At 62.3% G+C, this 26,273-nt stretch carries 29 protein-coding genes; 16 read left to right on the plus strand and 13 right to left on the minus strand.

The window, feature by feature from the left end; genetic code table 11:
• Positions 1-25: 25 nt before the first annotated feature.
• From NKI61_RS00485 to NKI61_RS00520, 8 genes are all read right to left on the minus strand, one after another.
• Positions 26-1,039, minus strand: a complete 1,014-nt coding sequence (locus NKI61_RS00485; RefSeq protein WP_023703461.1) for a type II secretion system F family protein — start codon at positions 1,037-1,039, stop codon at positions 26-28.
• A 29-nt stretch (positions 1,040-1,068) separates the two neighbouring features.
• Complete coding sequence (locus NKI61_RS00490) at positions 1,069-2,574, minus strand: TadA family conjugal transfer-associated ATPase (protein ID WP_023703462.1); 1,506 nt, start codon at positions 2,572-2,574, stop codon at positions 1,069-1,071.
• A 29-nt stretch (positions 2,575-2,603) separates the two neighbouring features.
• Entirely contained in the window at positions 2,604-3,887 is a 1,284-nt protein-coding gene (locus NKI61_RS00495; protein ID WP_023681982.1) for a CpaE/TadZ family protein, read from the minus strand.
• Between the two features lie 54 nt (positions 3,888-3,941).
• On the minus strand, positions 3,942-4,679 hold the full coding sequence (locus NKI61_RS00500) for a CpaD family pilus assembly protein (RefSeq protein ID WP_023703463.1): 738 nt from the start codon (positions 4,677-4,679) through the stop codon (positions 3,942-3,944).
• 14 nt (positions 4,680-4,693) lie between these two features.
• Positions 4,694-6,226, minus strand: coding sequence for a type II and III secretion system protein family protein (locus NKI61_RS00505; RefSeq protein ID WP_023681984.1), 1,533 nt, complete (start codon positions 6,224-6,226; stop codon positions 4,694-4,696).
• Complete coding sequence (gene cpaB, locus NKI61_RS00510; protein ID WP_023681985.1) at positions 6,223-7,035, minus strand: Flp pilus assembly protein CpaB; 813 nt, start codon at positions 7,033-7,035, stop codon at positions 6,223-6,225. Before cpaB ends, NKI61_RS00505 begins: the two co-directional genes overlap by 4 nt.
• Before the next feature lie 205 nt (positions 7,036-7,240).
• Entirely contained in the window at positions 7,241-7,759 is a 519-nt protein-coding gene (locus tag NKI61_RS00515) for an A24 family peptidase (protein ID WP_023703464.1), read from the minus strand.
• 149 nt (positions 7,760-7,908) lie between these two features.
• On the minus strand, positions 7,909-8,079 hold the full coding sequence (locus NKI61_RS00520; protein ID WP_023681987.1) for a Flp family type IVb pilin: 171 nt from the start codon (positions 8,077-8,079) through the stop codon (positions 7,909-7,911).
• A gap of 345 nt (positions 8,080-8,424) precedes the next feature.
• On the opposite strand from NKI61_RS00520, the gene NKI61_RS00525 reads away from it, so the two are divergent.
• The 3 genes from NKI61_RS00525 (at position 8,425) to NKI61_RS00535 (ending at position 10,279) form a co-directional block, all read left to right on the plus strand.
• The gene (locus tag NKI61_RS00525) at positions 8,425-8,847 is read left to right on the plus strand and encodes a pilus assembly protein N-terminal domain-containing protein (RefSeq protein ID WP_023681988.1); all 423 of its coding nucleotides are present in this window, start codon (positions 8,425-8,427) and stop codon (positions 8,845-8,847) included.
• Positions 8,848-9,000: 153 nt separating this feature from the next.
• On the plus strand, positions 9,001-9,618 hold the full coding sequence (locus NKI61_RS00530; RefSeq protein WP_352838652.1) for a TadE/TadG family type IV pilus assembly protein: 618 nt from the start codon (positions 9,001-9,003) through the stop codon (positions 9,616-9,618).
• 25 nt (positions 9,619-9,643) lie between these two features.
• Complete coding sequence (locus NKI61_RS00535; RefSeq protein WP_352838653.1) at positions 9,644-10,279, plus strand: TadE/TadG family type IV pilus assembly protein; 636 nt, start codon at positions 9,644-9,646, stop codon at positions 10,277-10,279.
• A gap of 25 nt (positions 10,280-10,304) precedes the next feature.
• Here NKI61_RS00535 and NKI61_RS00540 read toward each other — a convergent pair whose 3' ends face one another.
• Positions 10,305-11,258, minus strand: coding sequence for a PhnD/SsuA/transferrin family substrate-binding protein (locus tag NKI61_RS00540; protein WP_352537301.1), 954 nt, complete (start codon positions 11,256-11,258; stop codon positions 10,305-10,307).
• A 175-nt stretch (positions 11,259-11,433) separates the two neighbouring features.
• Between NKI61_RS00540 and NKI61_RS00545 the strand changes: the two genes are divergently transcribed.
• The 5 genes from NKI61_RS00545 (at position 11,434) to dnaA (ending at position 17,186) form a co-directional block, all read left to right on the plus strand.
• Complete coding sequence (locus tag NKI61_RS00545; protein ID WP_352459187.1) at positions 11,434-12,672, plus strand: phosphopentomutase; 1,239 nt, start codon at positions 11,434-11,436, stop codon at positions 12,670-12,672.
• A complete protein-coding gene (mutM, locus tag NKI61_RS00550; RefSeq protein ID WP_023831948.1) occupies positions 12,665-13,555 on the plus strand; it encodes a bifunctional DNA-formamidopyrimidine glycosylase/DNA-(apurinic or apyrimidinic site) lyase in 891 nt (296 codons plus the stop codon). The genes NKI61_RS00545 and mutM overlap by 8 nt, the downstream gene beginning before the upstream one ends.
• 40 nt (positions 13,556-13,595) lie before the next feature.
• Positions 13,596-14,369 carry an enoyl-CoA hydratase gene (locus NKI61_RS00555; protein WP_352537300.1) on the plus strand — a complete coding sequence of 258 codons (774 nt, stop codon included), beginning with the start codon at positions 13,596-13,598 and terminating at the stop codon, positions 14,367-14,369.
• 159 nt (positions 14,370-14,528) lie between these two features.
• Complete coding sequence (rpsT, locus tag NKI61_RS00560) at positions 14,529-14,795, plus strand: 30S ribosomal protein S20 (protein WP_023681995.1); 267 nt, start codon at positions 14,529-14,531, stop codon at positions 14,793-14,795.
• Between the two features lie 846 nt (positions 14,796-15,641).
• The gene (gene dnaA / locus NKI61_RS00565; protein WP_031199295.1) at positions 15,642-17,186 is read left to right on the plus strand and encodes a chromosomal replication initiator protein DnaA; all 1,545 of its coding nucleotides are present in this window, start codon (positions 15,642-15,644) and stop codon (positions 17,184-17,186) included.
• A gap of 27 nt (positions 17,187-17,213) precedes the next feature.
• On the opposite strand, the gene NKI61_RS00570 is transcribed toward dnaA, so the two are convergent.
• Entirely contained in the window at positions 17,214-17,489 is a 276-nt protein-coding gene (locus NKI61_RS00570; protein ID WP_155922476.1) for a hypothetical protein, read from the minus strand.
• Here NKI61_RS00570 and dnaN point away from each other — a divergent pair.
• The 6 genes from dnaN to NKI61_RS00600 are packed head-to-tail and all read left to right on the plus strand — an operon-like array spanning position 17,488 to position 22,750.
• Entirely contained in the window at positions 17,488-18,606 is a 1,119-nt protein-coding gene (gene dnaN / locus NKI61_RS00575) for a DNA polymerase III subunit beta (protein WP_023669575.1), read from the plus strand. The two genes, NKI61_RS00570 and dnaN, sit on opposite strands and share 2 nt — an antisense overlap.
• Positions 18,607-18,664: 58 nt before the next feature.
• The gene (gene recF, locus NKI61_RS00580; protein WP_023669574.1) at positions 18,665-19,810 is read left to right on the plus strand and encodes a DNA replication/repair protein RecF; all 1,146 of its coding nucleotides are present in this window, start codon (positions 18,665-18,667) and stop codon (positions 19,808-19,810) included.
• A 31-nt stretch (positions 19,811-19,841) separates the two neighbouring features.
• Positions 19,842-20,597 carry a molybdopterin-synthase adenylyltransferase MoeB gene (locus NKI61_RS00585; protein ID WP_352537298.1) on the plus strand — a complete coding sequence of 252 codons (756 nt, stop codon included), beginning with the start codon at positions 19,842-19,844 and terminating at the stop codon, positions 20,595-20,597.
• Positions 20,598-20,601: 4 nt separating this feature from the next.
• Entirely contained in the window at positions 20,602-21,090 is a 489-nt protein-coding gene (locus NKI61_RS00590; protein ID WP_352537297.1) for a GNAT family N-acetyltransferase, read from the plus strand.
• Positions 21,087-22,340: an aconitase X gene (locus tag NKI61_RS00595; RefSeq protein ID WP_352537296.1), complete on the plus strand. Its 1,254-nt coding sequence runs from the start codon at positions 21,087-21,089 to the stop codon at positions 22,338-22,340. The genes NKI61_RS00590 and NKI61_RS00595 overlap by 4 nt, the downstream gene beginning before the upstream one ends.
• On the plus strand, positions 22,337-22,750 hold the full coding sequence (locus NKI61_RS00600; protein WP_352537295.1) for an aconitase X swivel domain-containing protein: 414 nt from the start codon (positions 22,337-22,339) through the stop codon (positions 22,748-22,750). The genes NKI61_RS00595 and NKI61_RS00600 overlap by 4 nt, the downstream gene beginning before the upstream one ends.
• A gap of 12 nt (positions 22,751-22,762) precedes the next feature.
• On the opposite strand, the gene NKI61_RS00605 is transcribed toward NKI61_RS00600, so the two are convergent.
• Positions 22,763-23,764, minus strand: a complete 1,002-nt coding sequence (locus NKI61_RS00605) for a 2-hydroxyacid dehydrogenase (RefSeq protein WP_352537294.1) — start codon at positions 23,762-23,764, stop codon at positions 22,763-22,765.
• A gap of 157 nt (positions 23,765-23,921) precedes the next feature.
• Between NKI61_RS00605 and NKI61_RS00610 the strand changes: the two genes are divergently transcribed.
• The gene (locus NKI61_RS00610; protein ID WP_023669569.1) at positions 23,922-24,479 is read left to right on the plus strand and encodes an SH3 domain-containing protein; all 558 of its coding nucleotides are present in this window, start codon (positions 23,922-23,924) and stop codon (positions 24,477-24,479) included.
• Between the two features lie 13 nt (positions 24,480-24,492).
• Here the strand turns inward: NKI61_RS00610 and NKI61_RS00615 are convergent, their stop codons facing one another.
• Both NKI61_RS00615 and irrA read right to left on the minus strand, forming a co-directional pair.
• Entirely contained in the window at positions 24,493-24,852 is a 360-nt protein-coding gene (locus tag NKI61_RS00615; RefSeq protein ID WP_352537293.1) for a DUF4260 domain-containing protein, read from the minus strand.
• Between the two features lie 10 nt (positions 24,853-24,862).
• Positions 24,863-25,294, minus strand: a complete 432-nt coding sequence (gene irrA, locus NKI61_RS00620; protein ID WP_031193300.1) for an iron response transcriptional regulator IrrA — start codon at positions 25,292-25,294, stop codon at positions 24,863-24,865.
• A gap of 346 nt (positions 25,295-25,640) precedes the next feature.
• On the opposite strand from irrA, the gene fabA reads away from it, so the two are divergent.
• Positions 25,641-26,156: a 3-hydroxyacyl-[acyl-carrier-protein] dehydratase FabA gene (gene fabA, locus NKI61_RS00625; RefSeq protein WP_352838654.1), complete on the plus strand. Its 516-nt coding sequence runs from the start codon at positions 25,641-25,643 to the stop codon at positions 26,154-26,156.
• Positions 26,157-26,273: the final 117 nt, after the last annotated feature.

The following is a 26,273-nucleotide window of genomic DNA, read 5'->3' on the forward strand; positions in this document are numbered from 1 at the left end:
TTCGTTCGAGCTTTCCAAGGTGGGCCTAAACTTCAAAGTTCATCATCTTGCGCATCACCAGAATGCCGATCGACATCCACACGCCGGAACAGCCAAGGATCAGATTGCCGGTGCTGGTGGTGAACAGCGGCATGATGTAGTTCGGGCTCGACAGATAGACGAGAAGGGCGACGACAATAGGCAGCGCGCCGATGATGACGGCCGACGCCTTCGCTTCCATGGACAGCGCCTGGACCTTGGCCTTCATTTTCTTGCGATCGCGAAGCACGCGCGAAAGGTTGCCTAGCGCCTCGGAGAGATTACCGCCGGCCTGTGACTGGATCTGGATAACGATTCCGAAGAAACTTGCCTCGCTGCACGGCATGGTCTCAGCCATGCGCAAGGTGGCGTCGGGGATGGACATGCCAACCTGCTGCGAATCGACGATCCGGCGGAACTCGGTCTTGACCGGCTCCGGCGATTCATTGGCGATCAGGCGAATGGCGTCGTTGAGCGGCAGGCCGGATTTGACGGCGCGCACGATGATGTCGAGGGAGTTGGGAAATTCGTTGAGGAACGCCTTGACCCGGCGCGCGCGGCGAAACGAGACGAACCAGCGCGGCAGGCCGAGCGCGCCGGCCAGAAGCGTACCCGGCAGGACAAGTAGCGGCGCGCCGGCGAGATAGGCGAGCACCGTCAGCGCGATGCCGCAAATGACGGAGTAGATATAGAAACGCTCGATCGAGACCTGCATGCCGGCCTGACGAATCTGGGCCTTCAACGGCGGCTTCTTGACGGCGAGTTCGTTGGTTTTCTGCTTTTCGTCGAGCTGTTTCAGCGTGTCCTGGACAGATTTACGCCGCTTGACCGCCTCCGCGACACGGTCGCGCGAAGCCTTGACGACCGAACGATCGGTCTCGGCGGCCTTGATCGTCTCGAGCCGCTTGCCGGCCTGCTTCTCGTTGCTCATCTTGGTGAACAGGAAGGCATAGGCGACCGCACCGGCGCTGAAGCCGGCGAGCACGATGAACGCCAGTACGGTGGTATCAATTCCGAACATCGACCTCAGTCCCCACGCCTCGATATGCGTTAGTCAGCGCGTTTCTCCATCGATTCCAGAGCATTGGCGAGGCGCTGTTCCTCGCCATAGTAGCGGGCGCGATCCCAGAAATGCGGACGGCCGATGCCGGTCGACACATGCTCGCCAAGCAGCCTTCCGTTCGAGTCCTCGCCCTTGATGTTGTAGAGCACGATGTCCTGCGTGATGATGACGTCACCTTCCATGCCGATCACCTCGGTGATGTGGGTGATGCGGCGCGAGCCGTCGCGAAGGCGTGCTGCCTGGATGATGACATCGACGGAGCCGACGACGATTTCACGCACGGTCTTCTGCGGCAGCGAATAGCCGCCCATGGCGATCATCGATTCGATACGGTTCAGGCATTCGCGCGGGCTGTTGGAGTGGATCGTTCCCATCGACCCGTCATGGCCGGTGTTCATCGCCTGCAGCAGGTCGAAAACCTCCGGTCCGCGCACTTCGCCGACGATGATGCGTTCGGGCCGCATGCGCAAGCAGTTCTTGACCAGGTCGCGCATGGTCACCTCGCCTTCGCCCTCGAGATTGGGCGGGCGGGTTTCGAGACGTACCACGTGCGGCTGCTGCAGTTGCAGTTCGGCCGAGTCCTCGCAGGTGATGACGCGTTCCTCGCGGTCGATATAGTTGGTCAAGCAGTTGAGCAGCGTCGTCTTGCCGGAGCCGGTACCGCCGGAGATGACGATGTTGCAGCGGACGCGGCCGATAATCTTGAGTATCTCGGCGCCCTGCGGCGAGATGGCGCCGAACTTGACCAGCTGATCGAGCGTCAGCTTGTCCTTCTTGAACTTGCGGATGGTGAGCGCGGTGCCGTCGATGGAGAGCGGCGGCGCGATCACGTTGACGCGAGACCCGTCAGGAAGACGGGCGTCACAGATCGGGCTCGATTCGTCGACGCGGCGGCCAACCTGGCTGACGATGCGCTGGCAGATGTTGAGCAGCTGCTGATTGTCGCGGAAGCGGATGCCGGTCTGTTCGACCTTGCCGTTGACTTCGATGTAGACGTTCTTGGAGCCGTTGACCATGATGTCGGCGATATCGTCGCGGGCGAGCAGCGGCTCCAGCGGCCCGTAGCCTAGCACATCGTTGCAGATGTCGTCGAGCAACTCTTCCTGCTCGGCGATCGACATTGCGAAATTTTTGATGGCGATGATGTCGTTGACGATATCGCGGATTTCCTCGCGCGCGCTCTCGGGATCGAGTTTCGCAAGTTGCGACAGGTCAATGGTGTCGATGAGCGCGGAGAAGACCTGGGTCTTGGTGTCGTAGTAGGTTTCGCTTTTTTCGCGCTGGATCTTTTTTGGCGGCTCCGGCGCCATCGACGGCGCCTCAACGGCACGGCGAGTTGGCGGCGTTGCCAGCGCTCCCGGCGGCGGCGCTGCCGGGGGTCGGGCAAGTACCGCCATGTCCGCAGGCGTTGCAGCAGCCGGCGCCGCTGACGCTGGCTGACGGAACTCCGGGGTGAACCGGCCGCCGTCGTCGGAGCCTCTTTTTCCAAACATGATCGACTACCAATTTCGCTTGAGAAGCGTCATTTCTTGTTACGCGAGAGCTTGCCGAGGAGGCCGCCAAGGCCTGCCTTCTTCCTGGCCTTGATTTCGCTGCGACCGGTCAGCACGTGCGCGATTTCGTTGATCATGCCGACGACCGGGCTCTTGGGATCCATCTCGCCCAGCATGCGGCCGTTGTTCGCGGCATTTCCAAACAACAACGGGTCGAAGGCGATGACCGACATCGGCGTGAGGCTGAGCGGCTCGGCGAAGTCGGACGCGGAAATCTCGGGCCGTTTCGGCACGCCGGCCTGATTGATGATCAGTTTCGGCGGCGGATCGTTCGGGCGAAGCCGCGTCAGCATATCGACCAGATTCTTGGTGTTGCGCAGATTGGCCAATTCCGGCGTCGCAGTGATGACGATCTCGTCGGCCTTGATCAGTGTGTTCTTGGTCCAGCCCGTCCAGATATGGGGGACGTCGAGCACCAGCAGCGGCACGCTGCGCTGGGCGGTATCGATGAGTTGCGTGAAGGCATCGGGATCGAAATCATAGACACGTTCGAGGGTGGAGGGCGCGGCGAGCAGCGACAGATGTTCGGCGCACTGGGCAAGCAGACGGTCGAGATAAACCTCGTCGACGCGTTCGGGCGAAAACACGGCCTCGGCGATGCCTTGCGCAGGGTCCTGGTCGAAGTTTATGTTGGCCGTCCCGAAAGCCAGGTCGAGATCGGCGACGACCACTTCCGATTTGAACAGCGATGACATCGCCCACGCCACATTGTGGGCGATGGTCGAGGAGCCGACGCCACCCTTGGCGCCGACGAAGGCGATCGAGCGGCCGATCGGCTCGGCTTCCGGATCGACGAAGATCGACGAAACCACCGAGACAATATCGGCCATCGACACGGGCGCGATGACGTATTCGGAAATACCGAAGCGGATGAGTTCGCGGTAAAGACCGACATCGTTGTAGTGGCCGATCACCACGACTTTAGAGGAGGGATCGCAATATTCTGAAAGCTGGGCAAGCTGCTCCAGCAACTGCTTCGGTTCGCTGCGCGACTCCAGAAGGATGAGGTTCGGCGTCGGCGCGGATTGGTAGAATTCGATCGCCGTGGCGATGCCGCCCATATGCACTTTCAGATGCGCCTTGGCCATGCGGCGATCCTCGCCGGCCCGCTCTACCGGATGCGCGACACCTTCCGTCTCGCAAAATGCCTGGATGGAAATACGCGGAACCGGCCGCAGCGCCTGCATCGCGGCAATATCCAATTGCGAGCTGTCGCCGCCGTCTACGGGCGTATCGTAGGCAAGATTGCTCATTGTCATGCTCTTTTCCGTGACTTCTCTTCCGGTCTCTACGCGGGACCGGCGCTCCTAGTACGTCACTTCCGAATTGCCGAGGAACTCGTCCGAAATACCTCTGCCGCGGTAGACGTCGATCACCGCGCCGCGGTTCTCGGCGTCGATGTCGGACGACTTTCTTGGCCCGAGCAGATCGGTCGGATTGGCGAGTTGCGCGGCGAGGTTGTTTTGAGACGAGCAGCCGTAATCGGCGTAGTGCTTGTTTTCGGAGGTTTCGAGGATGTCTTCGGGCCAGCGCCCGCATTTGTCGGTCTGGGCTCTCACCGAAATATAGGAAACGCGGATAGGCGCCGACGCTTCCGGGGAAACCGACTGGTAGGAGGTCACCACGATCCGGTTTAGCTTGATGCCGCTGGCAACCGCCAGCCTTGCGAAATCGCGCGCCGCGGCAGTCGCCGCGACCTCATTAGCCGAGCCGATCGGGGTTGCGATCGTCAGCGCCGGGGCAGCGCTCTTGTCGTAACCGTCTAGGAAGCCCAGAAGCGTGTCGCGCTGCGAGCCGGTCATGCCGCGATCGTCGGCGCCGACCGGGAGGTCGAGCTTCTGGTTCTTCTCAGCAATTACGATCGGATGCGTGGTGCGATAATCATCGGGAATCGCCCCAACCGTGATGCTGTCGCGCTTAGCGCAACCGGCAAGCGAGGCGGCGATCGCGACCGCCAGGATCGGCATTGCCGATCGGCGGATCCGGCCACGGCCAGACCATGCCGTTGCGGCAATCGCCAGTACCTTTGATGCTGACTGAGACATGTCCGCTTCCCCGCTTACTTGTAGATGAAGCCGACAACGCCGTGGTAGCGGCCGTTGGGCTTGTCGGTCTGCATGGTGCCGTAGACGCGGTTGACGCGGCCAAGGAACATGGCCGGACCATCGCCGGCGGCATTGAAATTGTCGTCCGGCTTAGCCAGGTCGTTGCGCGCCACCGGCCGAGCCAGATAAGGCGTGATGATGATGACCAGTTCAGTTTCATTGCGGACGAAATCGCGGCTGCGGAATAGCGTGCCGAGCACCGGGATCTTGGTCAGGCCGGGCAAGCCCGATACAGCCTGGCGGACGTCGTCGCGAACGAGGCCGGCAATCATCATCGAACCGCCCGACGGCAATTCGACGGTGGTGTCGGCAAGTCTCTTGCGGATCGACAGAAGCGTCAGGCCGGGCAAGCTGCCGCCGCCTTCCAGGGTGGTAGCACCTTCCGAGGTCGGCTCCGAAACCGATGTTCTGACCTTGAGGCTGATCCGGCCCGCCGACAGCACAACGGGCTGGAACTCGAGACCTATGCCGTATTCCAGCTTTTCGTTGGTGTAGGTGACCTGGCCGGTCTGGTTGTCGGTCGAAACGTTGTTCGTACGTGCCGTGATGAGATTGAATTCGCCGCCGACCCTGAACGTTGCCTTCTCGCCCGAAACCGCGGTGAGGGTCGGTTCTGCAAGCGTCTTCATGACGCCGCTTTGCTCCATGGCATTGATGTAGGCTTTGAGGCCACTGCCGCCCAAGTTAAAGCCTGAATTCTGCGAAAGCGGCTTTCCCAAACCGTAGTTGGGCGAACTCAGCGCACCGTAAGCGATGCCGTCCATGCTGCCGCTGCCAACCATGTTGACGCCGAGCTGCTTCATCACCGAGCGGCTGACTTCGGCCACGGTCACCTTCAGCGTCACCTGGTCGTCGCCGATGATCTGTAGCAGGTTGACGATCTTCGAGACCCGGCGTTCGGCATCCGGGTTGTTGATGTCGACGCCCCCATTGGCATTGCCGCCGGCCGCGGTCTGCGAATACTGGCCCGTCGTCGCTTCACCTCCGGACACGAAGATGGTTGCCAGATCGACGGCGCGCTTGGCATCGAGCGGCGTATCCACCGTCCCGGTCAGGACGACGTTGTCGTTCAGCAATTCGACCTTGATCTCGGCATTCGGAAGGAAGCGCTTGAGGTAGTCTTCCAATCCGGCGACGTCGCGTTCGACGGCCAGATCCAGGCTGGCAATCTGCTCGCCATTGGGACCGAAGACGAAGATGTTGGTTTCGCCCACCGACTTGCCGAACAGATAGATGCGCCTTGCGGTGCGGGTCACCGCATCGGCGACCGCGGGATTGGCGACAAGGATGTCGTAGGCGTCGCTCGGCAGATCGATGACGACCGATTTGTTGAGGCCGAGCTTGACACGTTGCGTGGCGGTCGAGGCCGTGACCCCGACGCTCTTTCCGGCGGCCTTGGCGTCGCCGAGGCCACTTGCATGGGCTCCGAGGAAAAGCAGGCCGACGGCTGCAGCCATGGTGACCGGCAGTTTAGCGACTAACCTCATTTCCTTGCCCCTACTTCGGAAACTTCGCCCGATTTGATCAACCGCACCGTTCCGCGCCGCCCACTGCCGGAAACGAGGTAGTCGGCTTCATCGGTACCCTTTTCCTTGTTGTCGGTGATCGAGCGCAGCGCCAGCGTCAGGCGATCGGCCATCTGCTGGGCGACGGTTATTATCTCGGCCTGCTGCGGCGTCAGCTCCAGCGTCGCCGTCTGTCCGACCCTGGTCTTCTTGCCTTCCTCGTCCTCCTGGATGGTCTGATCGATCGCCAGGACGCGGATGTTCTTGAGGATGGTCTCGGTGGTGAATCCGCTGCCGCCGTTGCCGGTGTCGGATCTGCGGGTCATGATGACGTCGACAAAATCGTTGGGCAGGATGAACCCGCCTGCCGACGTGTCAGCCGAGATCGCGGTGGCGACGGCACGCATGCCGGTGGGCAGGATCGAAGACATGAAGCTTTGCCCCTCGCCGATCAGCTTGGAGCGCCGCAGCGGCTCACCGGTGTACATCGCCATGCGGGCGACGGAGCCCTTCAGTTTCTCCCGCGCTTCGGGTTCGGCGGCACGGGTGATGAAATTCGCATTGATGCCATCGGACGGCCAGGACTCCCAGCTGAGATTGTTCTCAAGTGGGCTGCCCATCGGCACGTCGCCGGAAAGCACGAGCACATCCTGCAAGGCAATGGCCGGCGCCTGCGGGGCATCGGCGACGACCTGCTGGGGCGGGACCGCCACCATATTCTTGGCGACATAACCTGCACCACCCGCCGCAGCCACCGCCACGCCCAGAATAATCAGTCGGGATGCTGGCATCTGTCCGAACCCTCGCCTTTAGGCAACCAACTAGCCAGGCCGGACTTTGCAGCGGCAATCGTCAAAACAAGGTTAATGCAATGCTTACGATCGTGATTAATTTAAGGTTTACATAAATTGGACGGACCCGTGCTCCGACGACAGAAAGGGCGACCAGCGGCATCTTTTCAGACCGATGTCGGAGCGGCAAAGGTTGCTTGCTGTTTCAGTTCGCCAGCTTTGCCAGTGCCCAAACCATCAGGGGTGAATCCGGATAGGTCAGCAGCCCGCCAATGCCGAGTGCAATGCCGTAGGGAACGCCAGTCGTGTCGTCGGCGAAATGGCGCAGGAATAGATTGTGGCTGGTGTAAATCGCCAGCGGCGATTTCCGGTAGAGAAGGATGGCGAGCGTCAGCAGTCCGCCGATGAACGTCGATATCACGAGATACTCGACAAGGTGAATGTTGAACCCCATCCAGACGGCGGTGCCGGCGAGCAGCTTGGCGTCGCCGCCACCCATGCCGCCGAGTGCAAACAGACCGAACGTCACGGCCAGCACCAGGCCGCCGGCGGCGAAATGCCAGCCATAGGTTGCCCAGTCCATGGCCGTCAGCGGCGCAACCAGCGCAAACACCGCCAGCAGCAGCACCGGTACGCGGTTGGCGATCGTCATCGACAGCATGTCGGAGATCGCGGCGAAGAGCATGCAAAAAGGAAAGATGACGAAGATCAACGCTTCGAGCATGGGCGCGACACCCTGTTGCCAACTGTGTCCAGCCTCAGCCTAGACATATATGATTAACGATCGATGAGACTGGGTTACTCAAAACCGCCCGACGCGATGAAATAAGGGCCGCCAGTCAGGCGGCCCCTATCTCTAAGGCAACCAGGGTATTACGAACCACTCACCTTACCGGCGATGGCGATGAACTTGTTGTTCAGGGCGTTGCCGAGCTGACCAGCGCCAAAAATGATGGCAAGCGCGATGAGAGCGGCGATCAGACCGTATTCGATAGCGGTCGCGCCGGATTCGTCCTTCGCGAAACGTGCGATGAGATTAGACATTCGAGAGCTCCTACTCCACGTGTTACAGCACTTCCGTCAACTTCTGTGGTGGTTGATCGGATGCTGCCAATCTACGGAGAAGCTCTTTCAATCGGCTTAATAAACAGCCTTACCGATTCCTTTCCCGCTTCGAACAGCTTGCGTGGTTAACCGTAAACTAAACGCTGGACAGTAGCTCGCCTGCCCGTGAAAAGCTGTAATTTCACGGCTATCGGCAGGACGCATTGTTATATCAGCTGGCAGCAAGATTGGAGCGAATACCCGGCGCCGGTCAAGGGTTTAACCGTTGGTTCACCAATCTCCTTCATGTTCCGTGAACAAGTTTTGCCGCTGTGGAGCGCCTTGATGACCGCCATGAAATCGTCATTCCTGCTTGTCGCGCTTCTCGCCGTCCCGGCTTTCGTGCTGCCGGCCAAGGCCGGAGCCGGCATCGAAGTGACGATGAACCAGGCCAAGATCGTCAAACTGACACGCCCCGCCGACACCATCGTCGTCGGCAATCCGGCGATCGCCGACGCCTCCGTCCAGGATGCATCAACGATCGTGCTGACGGGCAAGGGGTTCGGCGTGACCAATCTGGTTGTCCTCGACCACGATGGCAGCCCGATCGTCGACGAGCAGGTGACCGTAGTGCGCCAGGACGCGTCGTCGGTGCGTATCTACAGGCGCGCCTCGGTCCAGACCATGTCCTGCACGCCATATTGCGAAAGCTCGTACAAGAGCGACTCGGAAAAGTCGTCCGAGGCCGAGATGAGCGCTGGGCAGTAAGCGCCTCAGTTGGCTCGATTGTCTCGGGAAAGCCGCGTCGGTTAGCGGCCGGTTAATGTCGCCTGGTCGAATTTAACGGTCATTCAAACCGGAGCTAAATGGGTTCTTGATAGTGGTGCTGACGGTACCGCATCAGGATCGCAGGAACGGGATATGGGCGACGTTTTGGACGAGGATTCAGAACGCGAGATCTGCAAGGCCAAGGCAGGGCGCGTGACGTTTGCCCGTCGTTTCCTTCGTGATCGGCGCGGCAGCACGGCGATAGAATTCGCGATGCTTGCGCTACCGTTTGCGGCTCTCGTCTTCGCCATCCTCGAGAGCTGCGTTTCATTTGCCGGACAGGAGGTGATGGCCAACATCACCGATGATATCGCCCGTCAGTTGCGTACTGGCCAGTTGAGGCAAGCGGATGTGACGGAAGAGAAGCTGAAGGGCTTGGTCTGCGCCAGACTCGAGATCATTGTCGCCAAGGGTTGCCCCGGTTTGCTGGTTGATCTGCGCCCGTTCAAGACCTTTGCCGGGGCAGCCAGTGCGGGTTTCAAGATTTCCGGCTCGACCATCACGCTGACGGGCAAGGATCCGGATACAGGCAAGGACCCGGCTTTCGGGACCCCCACAATAGGTCCGGCAGAATCAAAGAACATGCTGCGGGTTTTCTACCCTTGGCCGGTCATGACCGATTTCATGGCTCAATACATGTCGAATATGGATGGCGGCAAGACGCTGCATTACGCAACGGCAACGTGGCAAAACGAGCCATTCGACAACTGAGGCGCGAGTAGCAAAGGAAAAGGGCATGTTTCGTGCGGGGGCACATCCGGCGATATCGGTTATCTGGAAGAGAGCGGCGCGGTTTTGTGCCGATCGTCGGGGCATAGCGGCGGTCGAGTTTGCCCTCATCGTGCCCGTCCTGCTGATCATGTATTTCGTTACCATGGAGGCCTCGCAAGCCATCGAGGCCAGCAAGAAGGTCAGCCGCATCAGCTCCATGGTTGCCGACCTCGTCACGCAGCAAACGTCGGTGGTCAATGCAGATCTCACCGACATTATGAAGATCGGAAACTCCAGCCTTCAGCCTTATAACCGCTCAGTCGCCGATATCTTCATCACAGCAATCGACATCGAAGCCGATCCGGGCAACCCGACACCGAAGGCGAAGGTGGCGTGGTCCTGGCGCGTGCTGAATGGGGTCACGAGCCGCGACTCCAACCCGACAAGCTCCACAACTGTTCCGGCGACGCTCAACGTTGCGGGGACTTTCCTTATTCGTGTCAAAACCACTCTCAAATATGAACCGATCATCTCCTGGTCGGAAAGCGCCGAAAAGCCGCTCGGATTTATCTCGGCCTTCAACGAAGGCAAAATAACGATGAGCGAAACCTACTATCTCAGGCCGCGCCGGGCCACCTCGATCCCCTGCAGCAATTGCTGAAGCAGTTCTACCCATTCAACCCGGGTCATTGCGCGCTGCTGTCCGTGCTGCCCGACACCAGGCGCACGATGGAAGCGGCCATCGCATAGTCACTCGCAGCGGCGAGCGTGAACCCTCCCGAATGTTTCGATTCCACGAAATCGTAGATTTCCGGCGACTGCGATCTGAGATTGGTGAGGAAGACCGTCAGTCGGCGTTTGGCTTCGGGGTCGAGATCGCTGCGGACGGCGTGAGGGCCGTATCTGAGCACGCCGGAGGTCCAGATGATCTGGAGCGCGGCTTCTGGAATGCCCGCCGCCTCCAGTCGCGCCGTCGTGCCGTCCGGATCAGCCGGCTGATCGCCAGCAATCGCCGTCCAGTTTTCCGCCGTGGCCCGCTCCCAGCCGAACACGGCATCGGCCTGGCCATCGACCAGCATCGTTTCTGCGGCGGCAGCCGAGCCGGCATGAGCGAGGAATGGCGCATCCTGGCTGATCTTGATGCCGTCGGCCGCCAGCCCGGCGAGCGGTAGAAGCGAACCGCCGACATTGTCGGAAGGCGCCATGGCGATGCGGTGCGTTTCCAGGGCCGCGAGACCGGAAAGCCTGCCGTCGCGCGTCAAAAGCACGGAGCGGATCCCCGTGGCACCGTCGGCATCGACCGGCGCCACAAGAGGTTCGACGCAGCCGCAGCGCTCCGAGGCGGTGGCGTAGGCGGTCGCCGAATAGACCGCGTACTGAATCCGGCCATTGGCCTGTGCCTCGATCAGCGCCGCATAGTCATGCGCGACGACGAATTCCACCTTCATGCCGAGCGCCTTGCCGTAGGCGTCAGTCAGCAAGGCCAGACCCGGAACCGTGTTGCCGGCGCCCGGCTCGGCAACGATGCCGATCCGAAACGTGCCGATCTGGTCGCGCCAGTCGGCGTGCGCGGCGAACTGCGAGGCCAGCAGCGCTACGGTGGTCGCCAGTGCACTCCAACCGAGGTCAGCCCGTCTCATCGATCCATGCCCCGCACGCCGTTCCTTGAAGCGCATCGCATGTCTCAAGGATGCGTACACCACGCCTGCCCGACTTCGCGACTATCGCGCCAGGCCGTTGCCGCCTGGTTTACGATTTGCCAATGCCGCGACGGGACCTTATGTCTGGTCAACCAGACTGGCAATGACGGCATCGATGGCACGCGCTTTCCTCTTCGTTCTCGATTCTTTCGGCATTGGCGGCGCCGCCGATGCCGAACGCTATGGCGACGCCGGCTCGAACACATTCGGACATATCGCGCTGGCCTGCGCGGAAGCCCGCGCCGATCGCGAGGGCCTGCGCGAGGGACCGCTGAAGGTGCCCACCATGGTTTCGCTCGGTCTCGGCCGCGCAGCAGAAACCGCAACCGGCTTCCAATTCGACAGCAAAGCCGCCGTTTCAGCCTCCGCCTTCCACGGCGCCGCGCAGGAGATTTCGAGCGGCAAGGATACGCCGTCGGGTCACTGGGAAATCGCCGGGCTGCCCGTGCGGTTCGACTGGGGCTATTTCCCCGATAAGGTGCCCGCCTTCCCTGCCGAACTGACCGAAGCGATGATCCGCGAGGGCAAGGTCCCGGGCATTCTCGGCAACTGCCATGCACCCGGCACCGAGATCATCGAGCGCTTCGGCGAGGAGCATATCCGCACCGGCCAGCCGATCTGCTACACCTCGGTCGATTCCGTCCTGCAGATAGCAGCGCACGAAGTTCATTTCGGCCTGGAGCGGCTCTACGAGTTCTGCAAGACGGTACGCCGGCTGGTCGACCCGCTGAAGATCGGACGGGTGATCGCACGGCCTTTCCTGGGCGAAACATCAGCCACGTTCGAGCGCACCTACAACCGCCATGACTACGCCGTGCCGCCGCCTGAGCCGACGCTGCTCGACCGCTTGACCGGGCGCGGCAGCCGGGTGATCGCGGTCGGCAAGATCGGCGACATCTTCGCCCACCGCGGTATCTCGGAAGTACGCAAGGCGCCCGGCAACATGGCAATGTTCGACAAGGCGCTGGGCGCGATGGACGATGCCGGCGACGGCGACCTGGTGTTCGCCAATTTCGTCGACTTCGACACCGAGTTCGGCCATCGCCGCGACGTCGCCGGCTATGCTGCGGCGCTCGAAGCCTTCGACCGCCGGCTGCCCGAGGCACTGGCAAAGCTGAAGCCGGGCGATCTGCTCATCCTCACCGCCGACCATGGCAACGATCCGACATGGCGTGGCACCGACCACACGCGCGAACGCATCCCGGTCATCGGCATCGCACCGGGTCTCACGGGCGGCGACATCGGGCTCAGGACCACCTTCGCCGATATCGGCGAGACGGTCGCCGAACACCTCAAGCTGGCGCGCGGCCGCCACGGCGCTTCCTTCCATGCGGCGATAGGCGGCCATGCCTGAACTGCCCGAGGTCGAAACCGTCCGGCGCGGCCTGCAGCCGGTTCTGGAAAGCGCGCGGATCGTACGCGTCGAGGCGCGCCGGCCCGATCTCAGATTTCCGTTTCCGGCGAAATTTGCGCAGCGGCTGACCGGCAAGACGGTCATCGCGCTTGGCCGCCGCGCCAAATATCTCACCATACACCTGGACGATGGCCCGGTGCTGATCTGCCATCTCGGCATGTCGGGCTCGTTCCGCATTGAGATCGCTGATGACAAAGAGACGCCCGGCACGTTCCATCAAGAGCGCTCGAAGAATGCCAAGCACGACCATGTGGTGTTCCATGTCGTGTCGCCTGTCGGCGTCCAGTCTCGCGTGGTCTTCAACGACCCGCGTCGCTTCGGCTTCATGCTGTTTGCGGAAGGCCTGGCCGAGGCGCATCCGATGCTGGCGGGACTGGGCGTCGAGCCGACCGGCAATGCGCTGGAAGGCGCCCTGCTCGCCTCTCTGCTGAAGGGCCGCAGATCGCCGTTGAAGGCGGCGCTGCTCGACCAGAAGCTGATTGCCGGGCTCGGCAATATCTATGTGTCGGAAGCGCTGTGGCGCGCTGGCCTTTCGCCATTGCGCGAGGCAGGCACCATCGCCGGGACCGGCAAGAAGGCCAAGGAACAAAGCGAACGACTGGCCGAGGCAATCCGTTCGGTGATCGCCGATGCGATCGCCGCCGGCGGGTCTTCGCTGCGCGACTATGTGCACACAGACGGATCGTTGGGCTATTTCCAGCATTCCTTCGCAGTCTACGATCGCGAAGGCGAGCCCTGTCCGACGCCCGGCTGTCGCGGCCACATCGCGCGCATCGTGCAAAGCGGCCGCTCGACCTTTTATTGCCGGACCTGCCAGCGGTAAGCTGCACGGTCCTTCAGTGCCGCAACCAGGAGGCCAGCCCATGAGCTATGAAACCATCATCGTCGAGACGCGCGGCAAGGTCGGCCTGATCACGCTGAACCGGCCCAAGGCGCTCAACGCGCTGAACGCGCAGGTGCTGGAGGATTTGCTGACGGCGGCAAAGGGGTTCGACGCCGATCCCGGCATCGGCGCCATGGTCATCACCGGTTCCGAGAAGGCTTTTGCGGCGGGCGCCGACATCAAGGAAATGCAGGCCGTCACCTACGCCGAGGCCTATGTGCAGGATTTCTTCGTCGGCTGGGAAGAGTTTACCCGCACCCGCAAGCCGATGATCGCGGCGGTCGCCGGCTATGCACTGGGCGGCGGCTGCGAACTGGCGATGATGTGCGATTTCATCATTGCCGCCGACACGGCGAAATTCGGCCAGCCCGAAATCACGCTCGGCGTCATTCCCGGCATGGGCGGGTCGCAACGGCTGACCCGCTTTGTCGGCAAGTCGAAGGCCATGGACATGTGCCTGACCGGTCGGATGATGGATGCCGCCGAAGCTGAGCGCAGCGGCCTGGCGTCGCGCGTCGTGCCGGCCGGCGAGTTGATCGAGGAGGCGATGAAGGCCGCGGCCAGGATATCAGAGTTTTCACTGCCATCGGTGATGATGGCCAAGGAGGCAGTCAACCGCGCCTACGAGACGACGCTGGCGGAGGGACTGCGCTTCGAACGCCGGCTGTTCCACTCGCTGTTTGCGCTCGACGACCAGAAGGAAGGGATGGCAGCCTTTGCCGAGAAGCGGAAGCCGAATTTCACCAATCGCTAGAGTGGCGGCGGCGAGGACCAAAAAGAAGCCAAAGCGGCGTTGACGCGCCGGAAAAGCTGAACTATAAGCCGCTCCAACCGAGGCGGCCGTTGGCTGCCCGATTGTTTTTTGCGCCCTGCGGCATCCCGCATGCGCCCACCAGATCAGAAGAGAGGCATCATGGCCAATACCTCCTCGGCCAAAAAGGCAACGCGCAAGATCGCCCGCCGCGCAGCGATCAACAAGAACCGCCGCTCGCGCGTGCGTACATATGTCCGCCAGGTCGAAGAGGCACTGGCTGCCGGCGACAAGGCAGCCGCGCTGGAAGCCTTCAAGACCGCAGAGCCGGAATTGATGCGCGCCGCGACCAAGGGCGTGATCCATAAGAATACGGCATCGCGCAAGGTGTCGCGTCTGGCTCACCGCCTCAAGGTGCTGTCGGCCTGATTGACCGTTCCTGAACTGTCGTTCTTTCAAACCCGGCCAATCGCGCCGGGTTTTTTCGTTTGCCGGCAAGCACTTAAAAAGAACGGCCGCAAAGCATGCGGAGCCGCATTCCAGAGTCCGGAATGCTTTGCCGGCACATACACTCCCACTGATATTCCAATCCGCCGAAACGGCCCACGCCAATAAATTTGGCTGTCACAAATTGCTGATATTTTTCAGTGGCTTGCTGGAAGTGATCCACAGCTTGTTCACATCGCCTGTGGGCGACAGGCAGCAAGTTGGTGTCAAGCGAATTATTTCAGAAAATTTCAAACCGCACAGCCATTTTCATATTCGCGGCAAAAGGGTTTGAATCCCAATGGCTTTGTCAAAATATGCGCTTCCAGCACGGAGCCCGAACCGTTGTTCACTAACCAGATTCCTTAAAAATCCGTTAGAGGTGGCCTTGCCCTATCCACAGCGATTTCGGTAATGTCGATCTATCGAAAGGGACGGGCCATTAGCCCTTAACCCAGCCTGAATCGGCCAGCTTAACAGTGGCAGAATTCATGACGTGGATCAATTCCGCGACGGGTATGGCTTGCCTTTTCGATACGATAGGGGACTGGCGTAATTGTACATGGCAGCTTGATGGCGCACCGGCGTTTTCGCCGGGCAGCACCGCTTTGCCCGAACATGTCAGACGGACTGGCTTTAAGCAGCCGGGACCGATCCCTTTTTGACGAGGCAACGTCATCCGCCGGCGGCGGCGGTGGTGTTGTAGCGAAGATACGGTCGCCGGAAACATGGGTGCAGGAGGCGCACTCCCGGCGGAAAAAAGGTACAAAGGAAAAGGGACGCACAATCATGCAGAGCGGCATCGAGCGGGAGCTTACGGGCGACCTGCCATTTCCCGGAACATTGGTCGGAGCGCACGATATGGCGGCTTCCAACGACGCGGAACAGAAGTTCGACCGGGTCAAGGCCCAGTTGAAGGCGCGCCTGGGAACCGAGGTCTATTCGAGCTGGTTCGGCCGTATGAAGGTGGCTGAGGCTTCCCGGGGCATTGTACGCATCTCGGTGCCCACGGCCTTCCTGCGCTCGTGGATCAATGGCCATTATCTCGATCTCATCGCCGATCTGTGGAAGCACGAGGATCCCGAAATCCTCAAGATCGAGATGGTCGTGCGCACCGCGACCCGTCCTGCCCGCAATGGCGTCGAACCCGAGGTCGTGCCGGCGCGCAAGATGACCAAGCATACGCAGACCGCATTGGCGGCCGGCACGGTCGGCCCCGGCAGGGTGGATCGGGCGCCCGCCCCTCGTCCCGGCACGCCCATCGAGAGCGAATTCCGGCACAATGTGCTGGGGTCGCCGCTCGACCCGCGCTACACGTTCGGCTCCTTTATCGAAGGCCCGTCGAACCGGGTGGCTTTCGCCGCAGCCAAAGCCGTGGCGGAATCGCAGTCGAGCGCGGTGCGCTTCAACCCGCTGTTCCTTCATGCGACCGTCGGGCTCGGCAAGACGCACCTTCTGCAGGCGATCGCGGCCGAGTCCTTGAAGCAGAACCCGAAATCGCGCGTCGTCTACCTGACGGCCGAATATTTCATGTGGCGCTTCGCCACCGCGATCCGCGACAACAACGCGCTGACGCTGAAGGAACAGCTGCGCGACATCGACCTCTTGATCATCGACGACATGCAGTTCCTGCAGGGCAAGTCGATCCAGCACGAATTCTGTCATCTCATCAACATGCTGCTCGACAGCGCCAAGCAAGTGGTGGTTGCCGCCGACAGGCCGCCGTCGGAACTGGAATCGCTGGAACCGCGGGTGCGCTCGCGCCTCAATGGCGGTGTCGCGCTGGAAATGTCGGCGCCAGACTTCGCCATGCGCATCGGCATGCTCAAACTTCGGCTTGCCACCGCCAAGGTTGACGATGCATCGCTCAATATTTCGGAGGAGATCCTCAACCATGTCGCCCGCACGGTGACCGGCAGCGGTCGTGAGCTGGAGGGCGCGTTCAACCAGCTGCTGTTTCGTCAGTCGTTCGAGCCGGCGATCACCATCGACCGCATCGACGAAATCCTCGGCCACATCTATCGCTCTGGCGAGCCGAAGCGGGTGCGCATCGAGGACATCCAGCGCATCGTGGCGCGCCACTACAATGTGTCGAAGACCGAGTTGCTGTCCAACCGGCGCACGCGCACCATCGTGAAGCCCAGGCAGGTCGCCATGTACCTGTCGAAGGTATTGACGCCGCGCTCGCTGCCGGAGATCGGCCGGCGGTTCGGCGGGCGCGACCACACCACGGTGCTGCATGCGGTGCGCAAGATCGAGGACCTTTCCGGCGTCGACAACACGCTGGCGCAGGAACTGGAACTGTTGCGCAGGCTGATCAACGACCAAGCCTGATCGGCGCGGCAAACGGAGCGCGCCGGGTTAGAGTATTCGGTCGTCGCGCTTTAAATTTTCTTGTTTTGATGCATGTCGTTGTCCCAAAACCGCTGCGCAGTTTTCGGCGACATGCATCGGTTGCCGGCCAACGTCCGCTTTATCCCCAGAAAGCCCGCTTAACCGGCGCGAACCGGTGGCCCGGACTTGCGTTTGCTGGCTTTTTCCTGTCAGTTTGCATAGATTCTGAGCCTGTTCAGACCTTTCGCGGGGCGCCGCCCACTGGTGACCCGTCCATTCATTCAAGCGAGCCTGTTTCGTCATGCGTGTTATCCTGGAACGGTCCAATCTCCTGAAGTCGCTCAACCACGTTCATCGCGTGGTCGAGCGGCGCAATACCATACCGATCCTGTCGAACGTGCTGCTCAGCGCCGAGGGCGCCAGCCTTGAAATGAAAGCCACCGACCTCGACCTCGAAGTGACCGAAGCGACGCCGGCAAAGGTCGAGCGCGGCGGGGCGACGACGGTTCCGGCGCACCTGCTCTACGACATCGTGCGCAAGCTGGCCGACGGCGCCGAAGTGATGCTGAAGACCGACGAGGACGGCAACGCCATGACGGTAACGTCGGGCCGCTCGAGCTTTCGCCTGCAATGCCTGCCGCAGTCCGATTTCCCGGAGCTTTCGGCGGGATCCTTCTCACACATCTTCCGGCTCGATTCCGTCGCCCTGAGAGGCCTTATCGAAAAGACCCAGTTCGCCATCTCCACCGAAGAGACGCGCTACTATCTCAACGGCATCTACCTGCACACGCATGAAACTGGCGGCAAGCTGAAGCTGCGTTCGGTGGCGACCGACGGCCACCGGCTGGCGCGCGCCGAGATCGACGCTCCGGCCGGGTCCGAAGGCATGCCGGGCATCATCATTCCGCGCAAGACGGTCAGCGAGTTGCAGAAGCTGGTCGACGATCCCGATGTCGCGGTGACCACCGAATTGTCCGACACCAAGATCCGCTTCACCATCGGCAGCGTGGTTCTGACCTCGAAGCTGATCGACGGCACTTTCCCGGACTACCAGCGCGTCATTCCGACCGGCAACGACAAGAAGCTGATCATCGACCGCCAGAGCTTCGCCGCCGCCGTCGATCGCGTCTCGACCATTTCCTCCGAGCGCGGCCGCGCGGTGAAGCTTTCGATCACCGAAGGCCAGGTGACGCTTGCCGTCAACAATCCGGATTCGGGCAGCGCCACCGAGGAACTGGCGGCCGACTATTCGTCCGACCCGATCGAGATTGGCTTCAACGCCAAATATCTGCTCGACGTCGCTGCTCAACTCACCGGCACGGAAGCCAAGTTCATGCTGGCCGATGCCGGCTCGCCGACGCTGATCCACGACATGGCCGATGAGACCGCGCTCTACGTGCTGATGCCGATGCGGGTGTAGCCGCACTGCGGCACACTGCAGCATAGTGATTGCGGCGACTTCTATAGGCGGATAGCGGTTGCCGGAACAAAATCACATAAGTAAGCTCACACTTACGAATTTCCGCAATTATGCGGCGTTGTCGATCGGCTTTTCACCCGGCGCGGTGGTGTTTTCCGGCGACAATGGCGCCGGCAAGACCAATCTCCTGGAAGCCATCTCGCTGCTGACGCCTGGCCGCGGCCTGCGCCGGGCGCCCTATGTCGACGTGGCCCGCGAAGGCGGCGATGGCGGCTTTGCGCTGCACGCAAGGCTCGACGGGCCGGAGGGGCAGGTCGAGATCGGCACCGGCATCACCGGGGGTGAAGCGGCCGGCGAGGGCGGTCGCAAGGTGCGCATTAATGGCGCGCCGGCACGGTCGGCCGACGCCATGCTGGAATGGCTGCGCGTGGTCTGGCTGACGCCGGCCATGGACGGCCTGTTCCCGGGGCCTGCCGCGGACCGGCGGCGCTTTCTCGACAGGCTGGTGCTTGCGATCGATCCCGGCCACGGCCAGCGCGCGCTCGACTATGAGAAGGCGATGCGCGGACGTAACCGATTGCTTACGGAAGGTTCGCGAGACGGCGCATGGTTCGACGCCATCGAGATGCAAATGGTCGAAACCGGCGTGGCGATTGCCGCGGCGCGCGCCGAGCTGGTGCGCCTGCTGGCCGCCATGATCGACAGGTTGCCGTCCAGCGGGCCGTTTCCGCAAGCCGACATCAGCCTCTTCGGCGACCTTGAAAGCCATGTCGCCTCAGCACCCGCTGTGGATGTCGAGCAACGCTATCGCGACGCCCTTGCCGACGGCCGCGAGCGCGACCGCGCCGCCGGACGCACGCTCGACGGCCCGCACCGTTCGGATCTACTGGTGCGCCACCGCCCCAAGGCGATGCCGGCCGAACTCTGCTCGACCGGAGAGCAGAAGGCGCTGCTGGTCGGCATCGTGTTGTCGCACGCAAGGCTGACCGGCGAGATGTCGGCGATGACGCCGATCCTGTTGCTCGACGAGATTGCCGCGCATCTCGATGCCGGCCGGCGCGCCGCGCTGTTCTCGATCCTGGAGGAGCTGAACTGCCAGGCCTTCATGACCGGAACCGACGCCGCGCTGTTTTCCAGCCTGAGGGGACGCGCGCAGTTCCTCACCGTCGACCACGGCACGGTTGGGCCAACCGAAGAGACCTGACAAGGTTTTTGCTCCGCTATATGGTCGGGCAATGACCCCTGCCGCCCTCACCGACGAAGAACTCGAACGCTATGCCCGCCACATCGTGCTGCCCGAGATCGGCGGCGCCGGCCAGCAGAGGCTGAAGCGGGCCCGGGTACTGGTCATCGGCGCCGGCGGGCTCGGCGCGCCGGTGCTGGAATATCTCGCTGCCGCGGGCGTCGGCACGCTTGGCATCGTTGATGACGACATTGTCTCGCTGTCCAATCTGCAGCGGCAAGTGATCCACGCCACCGATACGGTCGGTACGGCGAAGACCGAGAGCGCAAAAGCAGCGATCGCCCGGATCAATCCCCATGTCGCGGTGGAATTGCACGATTTCAGGCTGACGGCCGACAATGCTGCCGTCCTCGTCACGCGCTACGACGTGGTCGTCGACGGCTCCGACAATTTCGAGACGCGCTATGTGGTGGCTGATGCCTGCGCGGCGGAAAAGCGGCCGCTCGTGCATGCCGCCGTCGGCCGCTTCGACGGCTCGGTGACGGTGTTGATGCCGTTCGGCACCGGCGCCGACGGCAGACCGAACCCTGGATATCGCGACCTCTTTCCCGAAGCGCCGCCAGAGGGGCTGGTGCCGTCCTGCGCCGTGGCCGGGGTCGTCGGTGCGCTGACCGGCGTCGTCGGCACCTTGCAGGCAATGGAAGCCATCAAGCTGATCACCGGCATCGGCGAACCGCTGGTCGGCCGGCTGCTGCTCTACGATGCGCTGTCGGCGCGCTTCGACACGATCCGCTACAAGAGAAACTGAGCTTATGGATCAGTCCACCAGCGTCCTTGTTACGCAGCTCGCCTCCGATTTCGAGCGCTGGGATGAACTGCTCAGCCTAATCATGCATTCCTTTGCGCCGATGGACGGCGTCATCGATCCGCCCTCCTCTGCGCATCTGCTGAGCGTCGAAAGCCTGAGGGACAAGGCTGGGCGGGAAACGGTGTTCGTGGCTCTGCAGGGCGGCCAGATCGCAGGCTGCGTTTTTGCGCTGGAGAGACCCGATGATTTCTATGTCGGCAAGCTCGCCGTCGAACTCGGGCTTCAGGGCCGAGGCATCGGCAGACGATTGATGCAGGCTGTCGAGGATCTTGCCCGCAACCGCAACAAACCCGCCATCGAACTGCAGACGCGGGTCGAGCTCACGGCAAATCACGCAACCTTTGCGCGTCTCGGCTTCCGCGAAACCGCGCGCACGGCGCATGACGGTTATGACCGGCCGACCTCGATGACCATGCGCAAGGAGTTCGCGTGAGCCTCGCCCTCAGCGCACAGGAGCAGACAATCGCCTCCGGCCATGACGGGGCGGCGATGGCGATGCGCATCGTTGCCGAAAGCGCTGCGCTGCTCGGCGCGCCGCGACTTATCCCGATCGCCTCGACGCATATAGACGGCGCGCTCTATCACGGCGATTCCGGCACGCTGTTTGCCGAAAGGCTGGTCGATAGCGGCGCCAGGGTCGCGGTGCGCTCGACGCTCAATGTCGGCGCGCTCGACCTGATGGGCTGCTCGCGCGTGCGCCTCGAAGAGCCGGCGCGCGGCATGGCGCGACGAATGATGGAGGCCTACCGCAAACTGGGCTGCGAGCAGAGCTGGACCTGCGCGCCCTATCAGGCCGGCCACAGGCCGGCGCTTGGCAGCGATGTCGCCTGGGGTGAATCCAACGCGGTGGTGTTCTGCAATTCGGTTCTGGGGGCACGCACCAACCGCTATGGCGACTTCCTCGACATCGCCTGCGCCATATCGGGCCGCGCGCCGGATTACGGCCTGCATCGCCCCGAGAACCGGCAGGCACGGCTGTTGTTCGATGTGTCCGGCCTATCCGCCTCGTTCCTTGGCTCCGAGATCGCCTGGCCGGTGCTGGGCAACCTCTACGGCCGTGAGGTCGGCAATGCGATCGGCGTCGTCACCGGCATATTCAGCCATCCCGGCGAGGATGCGCTGAAGGCCTTCGGCGCGGCGGCGGCATCGTCGGGCGCCGTCGGCCTGTTCCACATTGCCGGCGTGACGCCCGAGGCGCCCGACGCCGAGACCATCCTGGTGGGCGGCAGGCCGGAAACGATGATCCGCGTAACGCCGGAGATGGCCATGAAGGCCCGCGCCGGCCTGTCCACCGCAGCCACGCAGACCGCCATCGATGCCGTGGCGATCGGCAGTCCGCATCTGTCTTTGGCCGAATTCGATGCACTTGAGCGGCTGATTGGCGGGCGGCGGCTCAGCGTGCCGATTTACGCCTGCACCGGCCGCCACGTGCTCACCAGGCTGGAGCAGAACGGCAAGCGCAAGATGCTCGAAGCCAGCGGCGTCATCATCGTCGCCGACACCTGCGTGGTGGTGACGCCGATCCTGCCGGATCTGGCCGGCGGCGTGCTGATGACCAATTCGGGAAAATTCGCGCACTACGCGCCGGGCAATACCGGTTACGCCGTGCTTTACGGCTCGCTGGCCGACTGCGTGGAAAGCGCGGTTGCCGGTAAGCCGAGGTTTACGGATATCGCCGCATGAATGCTGCAGCCGACATACTGGTGCCGGGCAGCGGAGGCGAAGGGCTGGCCTTGGTGCTGACGGCGCCGATCAGCTTCTGGGGCGGCGTCGACCCGAAGAGCGGCCGCATCGCCGATGTCCGTCACCCGCAGCATGGCGAGACCATTTCCGGGCGTGTGCTGTTCCTGCCCGGCACGATCGGCTCGTCCTCAGCGTCAGCCGTGCTGATGGAACTCGTCCACAATGGCCATGCGCCGACGGCACTCGTGCTGCACGAGCCGGACGCGATCCTGCTGCTTGGCTTGATTGTGGCCAGGGAAATGGGCTGGCGGACGCCGGTAGCGCTCAGGCTCAGGCGCGACGCTTTTGAGGCCTATCGCGGCAAGCGTGTGAGTGCCGCGGCGGATGGGGCCCTCACAACCGCAGCCTGAACGCGGCCCGCTTCAAGTCCGTAGCGGCAGCACGCGGTCCGGCGGTCGGTGGCCGTCGAAGAAGGCGCGGATGTTGATGATCACCTTCTCGCCCATGTCGATGCGGCCCTCGATCGTCGCCGAGCCCATATGCGGCAAAAGCACGACCTTGTTCTTGGCGGCAAGCTTCAGCAGTTTCGAGTTCAGCGCCGGTTCGTGCTCGTAGACGTCGAGGCCGGCACCGGCGATCTTGCCGTCCTGGATAAGCTTGACCAGCGCTTCCTCGTCGATAATGTCGCCGCGCGCGGTGTTGACCACATAGGCGGTGGGCTGAAGCAGAGCCAGGCGCCGCGCCGAAAGCAGATGAAAGGTCGCCGGCGTCGACGGGCAATTGACCGAGATGATGTCCATGCGGGCAAGCATCTGGTCGAGGCTTTCCCAATAGGTCGCCTCCAGCCCTTCCTCGACCGCCGGCAGCACGCGATGGCGGTTATGGTAGTGGATGGACAGGCCGAAAGCCTTTGCGCGCCTGGCAACAGCGGTGCCGATGCGGCCCATGCCGACAATGCCGAGGCGCTTGCCCCAGATGCGCCGGCCGAGCATCCAGGTCGGCGACCAACCGGCCCATTTCTTGTCGCTGGTGAGCACATTGGCGCCTTCGGCCAGCCGCCGCGGGCCGGCCAGCATCAGCGCCATGGTCATGTCGGCCGTATCCTCGGTCAGCACGTTCGGCGTGTTGGTGACGGTAATGCCTTTCTTGGCCGCCGCAGCGACGTCGATCTTGTCGACGCCATTGCCGAAATTGGCGATCAGCTTGAGATTGTCGCCGGCCTGGGCAATCAGCGCCGCATCGATCTGGTCGGTGATGGTCGGCACCAGCACATCGGCTTCCTTGATCGCCGCGACCAGCTCCGGCTGCGTCATCGGGCGGTCCTCGACAATCAGCCTGGCGTCGAAGAGTTCGCGCATGCGGGTCTCGACCGGATCGGGCAGCTTGCGCGTGATGACGACGAGAGGCCGTTTTTTGCCTGCCATTGTTTCCTCGAACCCGATCTCGTTGAGACCTCTTTAACCAAGACAGGCGAAACTGAATACCGGTCGCGGTGCCTGCCACTCCTGTAACAAGCGGTGCCGCCGAAGACAAAGAAAAAGGGGCGCCCGGACCAAAGGGCACGCGCCGAAAGGAATGAAAGTGTCTGGTTTCGCGTCGCTTCGCCTGATCCTCAGCGCAGCGCTTCTCGGCGCTCTCCTGCATTCCCCGCAAGCCGCGGCGCAAGGTGCCGCCGCACCTGTGCAGACGGTCACGCTCGGGCCGAGCGGCCTGCCGCTGCCGCGTTTCGTCAGCCTGAAATCGGCTCGCGTCAACTCGCGCGTTGGCCCCGGCGCCAACTATTCCGTCGACTGGATGTACACAAAGGCCGGCCTGCCGATGGAAATCATCCAGGAATTCGATACCTGGCGGCGGGTGCGCGATGCCGATGGCTCGGAGGGTTGGATCAACCAGTCGCTGCTGTCGGGCCGACGGACCGCGATCGTCGCCCCTTGGCAACGCACCAAAGGTGGCCGAATCAATCTGCTCGACGATGCCGATAAGGACGCCAGCGTCATCGCCATCATCGAGCCGGGCGTTACGGGCACGATCAAAACCTGCGATGGCCAGTGGTGCGAAATGACCTTCGACGGCCACACCGGCTGGATCGCCCAGTCGCAGGTGTGGGGCGCCTATCCCGGCGAGCACGTCAAGAATTGAAATTGCTGGAGGCCTAACGGCCGATACGGCCGAGATGGGTGTCCTGAAAACCGGTCGACAGTTTGAGACCGTAGCCGAGCGCGCGGTCGACGGCGATGTGGATGATCCAGATCAGACCAATCGCGGTCGCCGTCGAATTGGCCAGAACATATCCGGCGAGGGCCAGCAACAGCGGGACGATCAATATGTGCAACGCGTTGTAAGCGACAGCGCCGATCCGTGCCCCGGCGAGATAGCCCAGCATCGCCAGGTCGGGCGCCAGAATAAGCAGGGCGAACAGCCACCAGGAAACGCCTGACGCGGCATAGGCGACTATAGCCACGACCGCGACCGCAACCCATTCGAGCCGGATTGCAAAATCGACAGGTTTCACGGGTTGGGGCTTAAACGCTGCGCTTCGGGCGCAGCCTCACCACGATGTCGACATTGGCGATCTCCATGCCTGCGGGTGGCTCCGGCAGGTTGGAGACGGTCACCGGACCGCTTTCTATATCGAAGATCCTGTTTTCGCCTTCGATGTAAAAATGATGGTGATCGGAGGTGTTGGTGTCGAAATAGGTCTTGGACCCCTCGACTGCCAGGATGCGCAGCAGGCCGGCCTGGGTGAACTGGTGAAGCGCGTTGTAGACGGTGGCGAGCGAGACCGGCACGCCGGCGGCGACCGCCTCTTCATGCAGTTCCTCGGCCGAAAGGTGGCGGTCGCCCTTGGCAAACAGCAGATCGGCCAGCGCAATGCGTTGGCGTGTCGGCCTAAGGCCGGCTTCGCGAACCCGCTTGTCCACAGCGACATTTTCCTTCCGGCCGCCCAGATCCATCTATCCGTCCAAGCCCACAGTTCTGCCTCAAGACACGCCCAGAGTGGCGAAAAAACGTCATTCGCCGAAACTGGATACCTCCCGACATATATTCTGTTGGCCGAATACGATCAATAGAGCGACGTGCGTCCAGTTGGACGCACTAAGTGCGCTCTATAGCTGTTTTGGCGTCGCATCGTGCTTTCCGGAAATCGAAATCGATTTCGGACCGATGCGAGAGCGCGCATTGACCCGGGCAGACGGGCGGGTTAAGCGCAAACGCCGGTTTCCGGCCCGAATGGGATTGTGTTAGGAAACCAACGACAAGGGCGCCCCACCGCCCGGGACGATTATGGGGACGAGACATATGGCGGGTTCGAAATCCAGCTACGGTTATGAGGAATTGCTCGCCTGCGCCCGCGGCGAGCTGTTCGGGCCCGGCAACGCCCAGTTGCCCTACCCGCCCATGCTGATGTTCGACCGCATCACCGAGATCAGCGAGACCGGCGGCGCCCACGACAAGGGCTTCATCCGTGCCGAATTCGACATCAAGCCGGACCTGTGGTTCTTCGCCTGCCATTTCATCGGCAATCCGATCATGCCGGGGTGCCTGGGCCTTGACGCCATGTGGCAATTGACGGGTTTTTACCTCGGCTGGCTCGGCGAGCCGGGCAAGGGCATGGCGCTGTCGACCGGCGAGGTCAAGTTCAAGGGCATGGTGACGCCTTCGGTCAAGAAGGTGGAATACGGCATCGATTTCAAGCGCGTCATGCGTGGACGCCTGGTGCTCGGTATCGCCGATGGCTGGCTTAAGGCCGACGGCGAACCCATATACGCTGCGACAGACCTCAAGGTGGGGCTGTCCAAGCAATCGGTCGCCTGACCGGCGCCACTACAGCGGCGCGTTCTTCCGAGACGCAACGCCGCTGCGGCATTTTGATTTTGCGTATGATCGCCGGCGAAAACCGACTAGGGTTTCGGGATCATCCGCTGGAAGGAG

It is taken from the genome of Mesorhizobium sp. M0514 (genome assembly GCF_040321145.1).
Classification (GTDB): Bacteria; Pseudomonadota; Alphaproteobacteria; order Rhizobiales; family Rhizobiaceae; genus Mesorhizobium.

Bases quoted from the DNA above. Each gene is read 5' to 3' on its own strand.
- NKI61_RS00520 (WP_023681987.1), bottom strand. From the start codon at position 8,079: ATGTCTAATCTCATCGCACGTTTCGCGAAGGACGAATCCGGCGCGACC.
- NKI61_RS00490 (WP_023703462.1), bottom strand. From the start codon at position 2,574: ATGTTTGGAAAAAGAGGCTCCGACGACGGCGGCCGGTTCACCCCGGAG.
- NKI61_RS00505 (WP_023681984.1), bottom strand. From the start codon at position 6,226: ATGAGGTTAGTCGCTAAACTGCCGGTCACCATGGCTGCAGCCGTCGGC.
- NKI61_RS00555 (WP_352537300.1), top strand. From the start codon at position 13,596: ATGAGCTATGAAACCATCATCGTCGAGACGCGCGGCAAGGTCGGCCTG.
- NKI61_RS00590 (WP_352537297.1), top strand. From the start codon at position 20,602: ATGGATCAGTCCACCAGCGTCCTTGTTACGCAGCTCGCCTCCGATTTC.
- dnaA (WP_031199295.1), top strand. From the start codon at position 15,642: ATGCAGAGCGGCATCGAGCGGGAGCTTACGGGCGACCTGCCATTTCCC.
- NKI61_RS00485 (WP_023703461.1), bottom strand. From the start codon at position 1,039: ATGTTCGGAATTGATACCACCGTACTGGCGTTCATCGTGCTCGCCGGC.
- NKI61_RS00545 (WP_352459187.1), top strand. From the start codon at position 11,434: ATGGCACGCGCTTTCCTCTTCGTTCTCGATTCTTTCGGCATTGGCGGC.
- mutM (WP_023831948.1), top strand. From the start codon at position 12,665: ATGCCTGAACTGCCCGAGGTCGAAACCGTCCGGCGCGGCCTGCAGCCG.
- dnaN (WP_023669575.1), top strand. From the start codon at position 17,488: ATGCGTGTTATCCTGGAACGGTCCAATCTCCTGAAGTCGCTCAACCAC.
- NKI61_RS00600 (WP_352537295.1), top strand. From the start codon at position 22,337: ATGAATGCTGCAGCCGACATACTGGTGCCGGGCAGCGGAGGCGAAGGG.
- NKI61_RS00515 (WP_023703464.1), bottom strand. From the start codon at position 7,759: ATGCTCGAAGCGTTGATCTTCGTCATCTTTCCTTTTTGCATGCTCTTC.
- NKI61_RS00570 (WP_155922476.1), bottom strand. From the start codon at position 17,489: ATGACGAAACAGGCTCGCTTGAATGAATGGACGGGTCACCAGTGGGCG.
- rpsT (WP_023681995.1), top strand. From the start codon at position 14,529: ATGGCCAATACCTCCTCGGCCAAAAAGGCAACGCGCAAGATCGCCCGC.
- fabA (WP_352838654.1), top strand. From the start codon at position 25,641: ATGGCGGGTTCGAAATCCAGCTACGGTTATGAGGAATTGCTCGCCTGC.
- NKI61_RS00585 (WP_352537298.1), top strand. From the start codon at position 19,842: ATGACCCCTGCCGCCCTCACCGACGAAGAACTCGAACGCTATGCCCGC.
- NKI61_RS00535 (WP_352838653.1), top strand. From the start codon at position 9,644: ATGTTTCGTGCGGGGGCACATCCGGCGATATCGGTTATCTGGAAGAGA.
- NKI61_RS00530 (WP_352838652.1), top strand. From the start codon at position 9,001: ATGGGCGACGTTTTGGACGAGGATTCAGAACGCGAGATCTGCAAGGCC.
- irrA (WP_031193300.1), bottom strand. From the start codon at position 25,294: ATGGATCTGGGCGGCCGGAAGGAAAATGTCGCTGTGGACAAGCGGGTT.
- NKI61_RS00540 (WP_352537301.1), bottom strand. From the start codon at position 11,258: ATGAGACGGGCTGACCTCGGTTGGAGTGCACTGGCGACCACCGTAGCG.
- NKI61_RS00605 (WP_352537294.1), bottom strand. From the start codon at position 23,764: ATGGCAGGCAAAAAACGGCCTCTCGTCGTCATCACGCGCAAGCTGCCC.
- NKI61_RS00495 (WP_023681982.1), bottom strand. From the start codon at position 3,887: ATGAGCAATCTTGCCTACGATACGCCCGTAGACGGCGGCGACAGCTCG.
- NKI61_RS00500 (WP_023703463.1), bottom strand. From the start codon at position 4,679: ATGTCTCAGTCAGCATCAAAGGTACTGGCGATTGCCGCAACGGCATGG.
- cpaB (WP_023681985.1), bottom strand. From the start codon at position 7,035: ATGCCAGCATCCCGACTGATTATTCTGGGCGTGGCGGTGGCTGCGGCG.
- NKI61_RS00525 (WP_023681988.1), top strand. From the start codon at position 8,425: ATGACCGCCATGAAATCGTCATTCCTGCTTGTCGCGCTTCTCGCCGTC.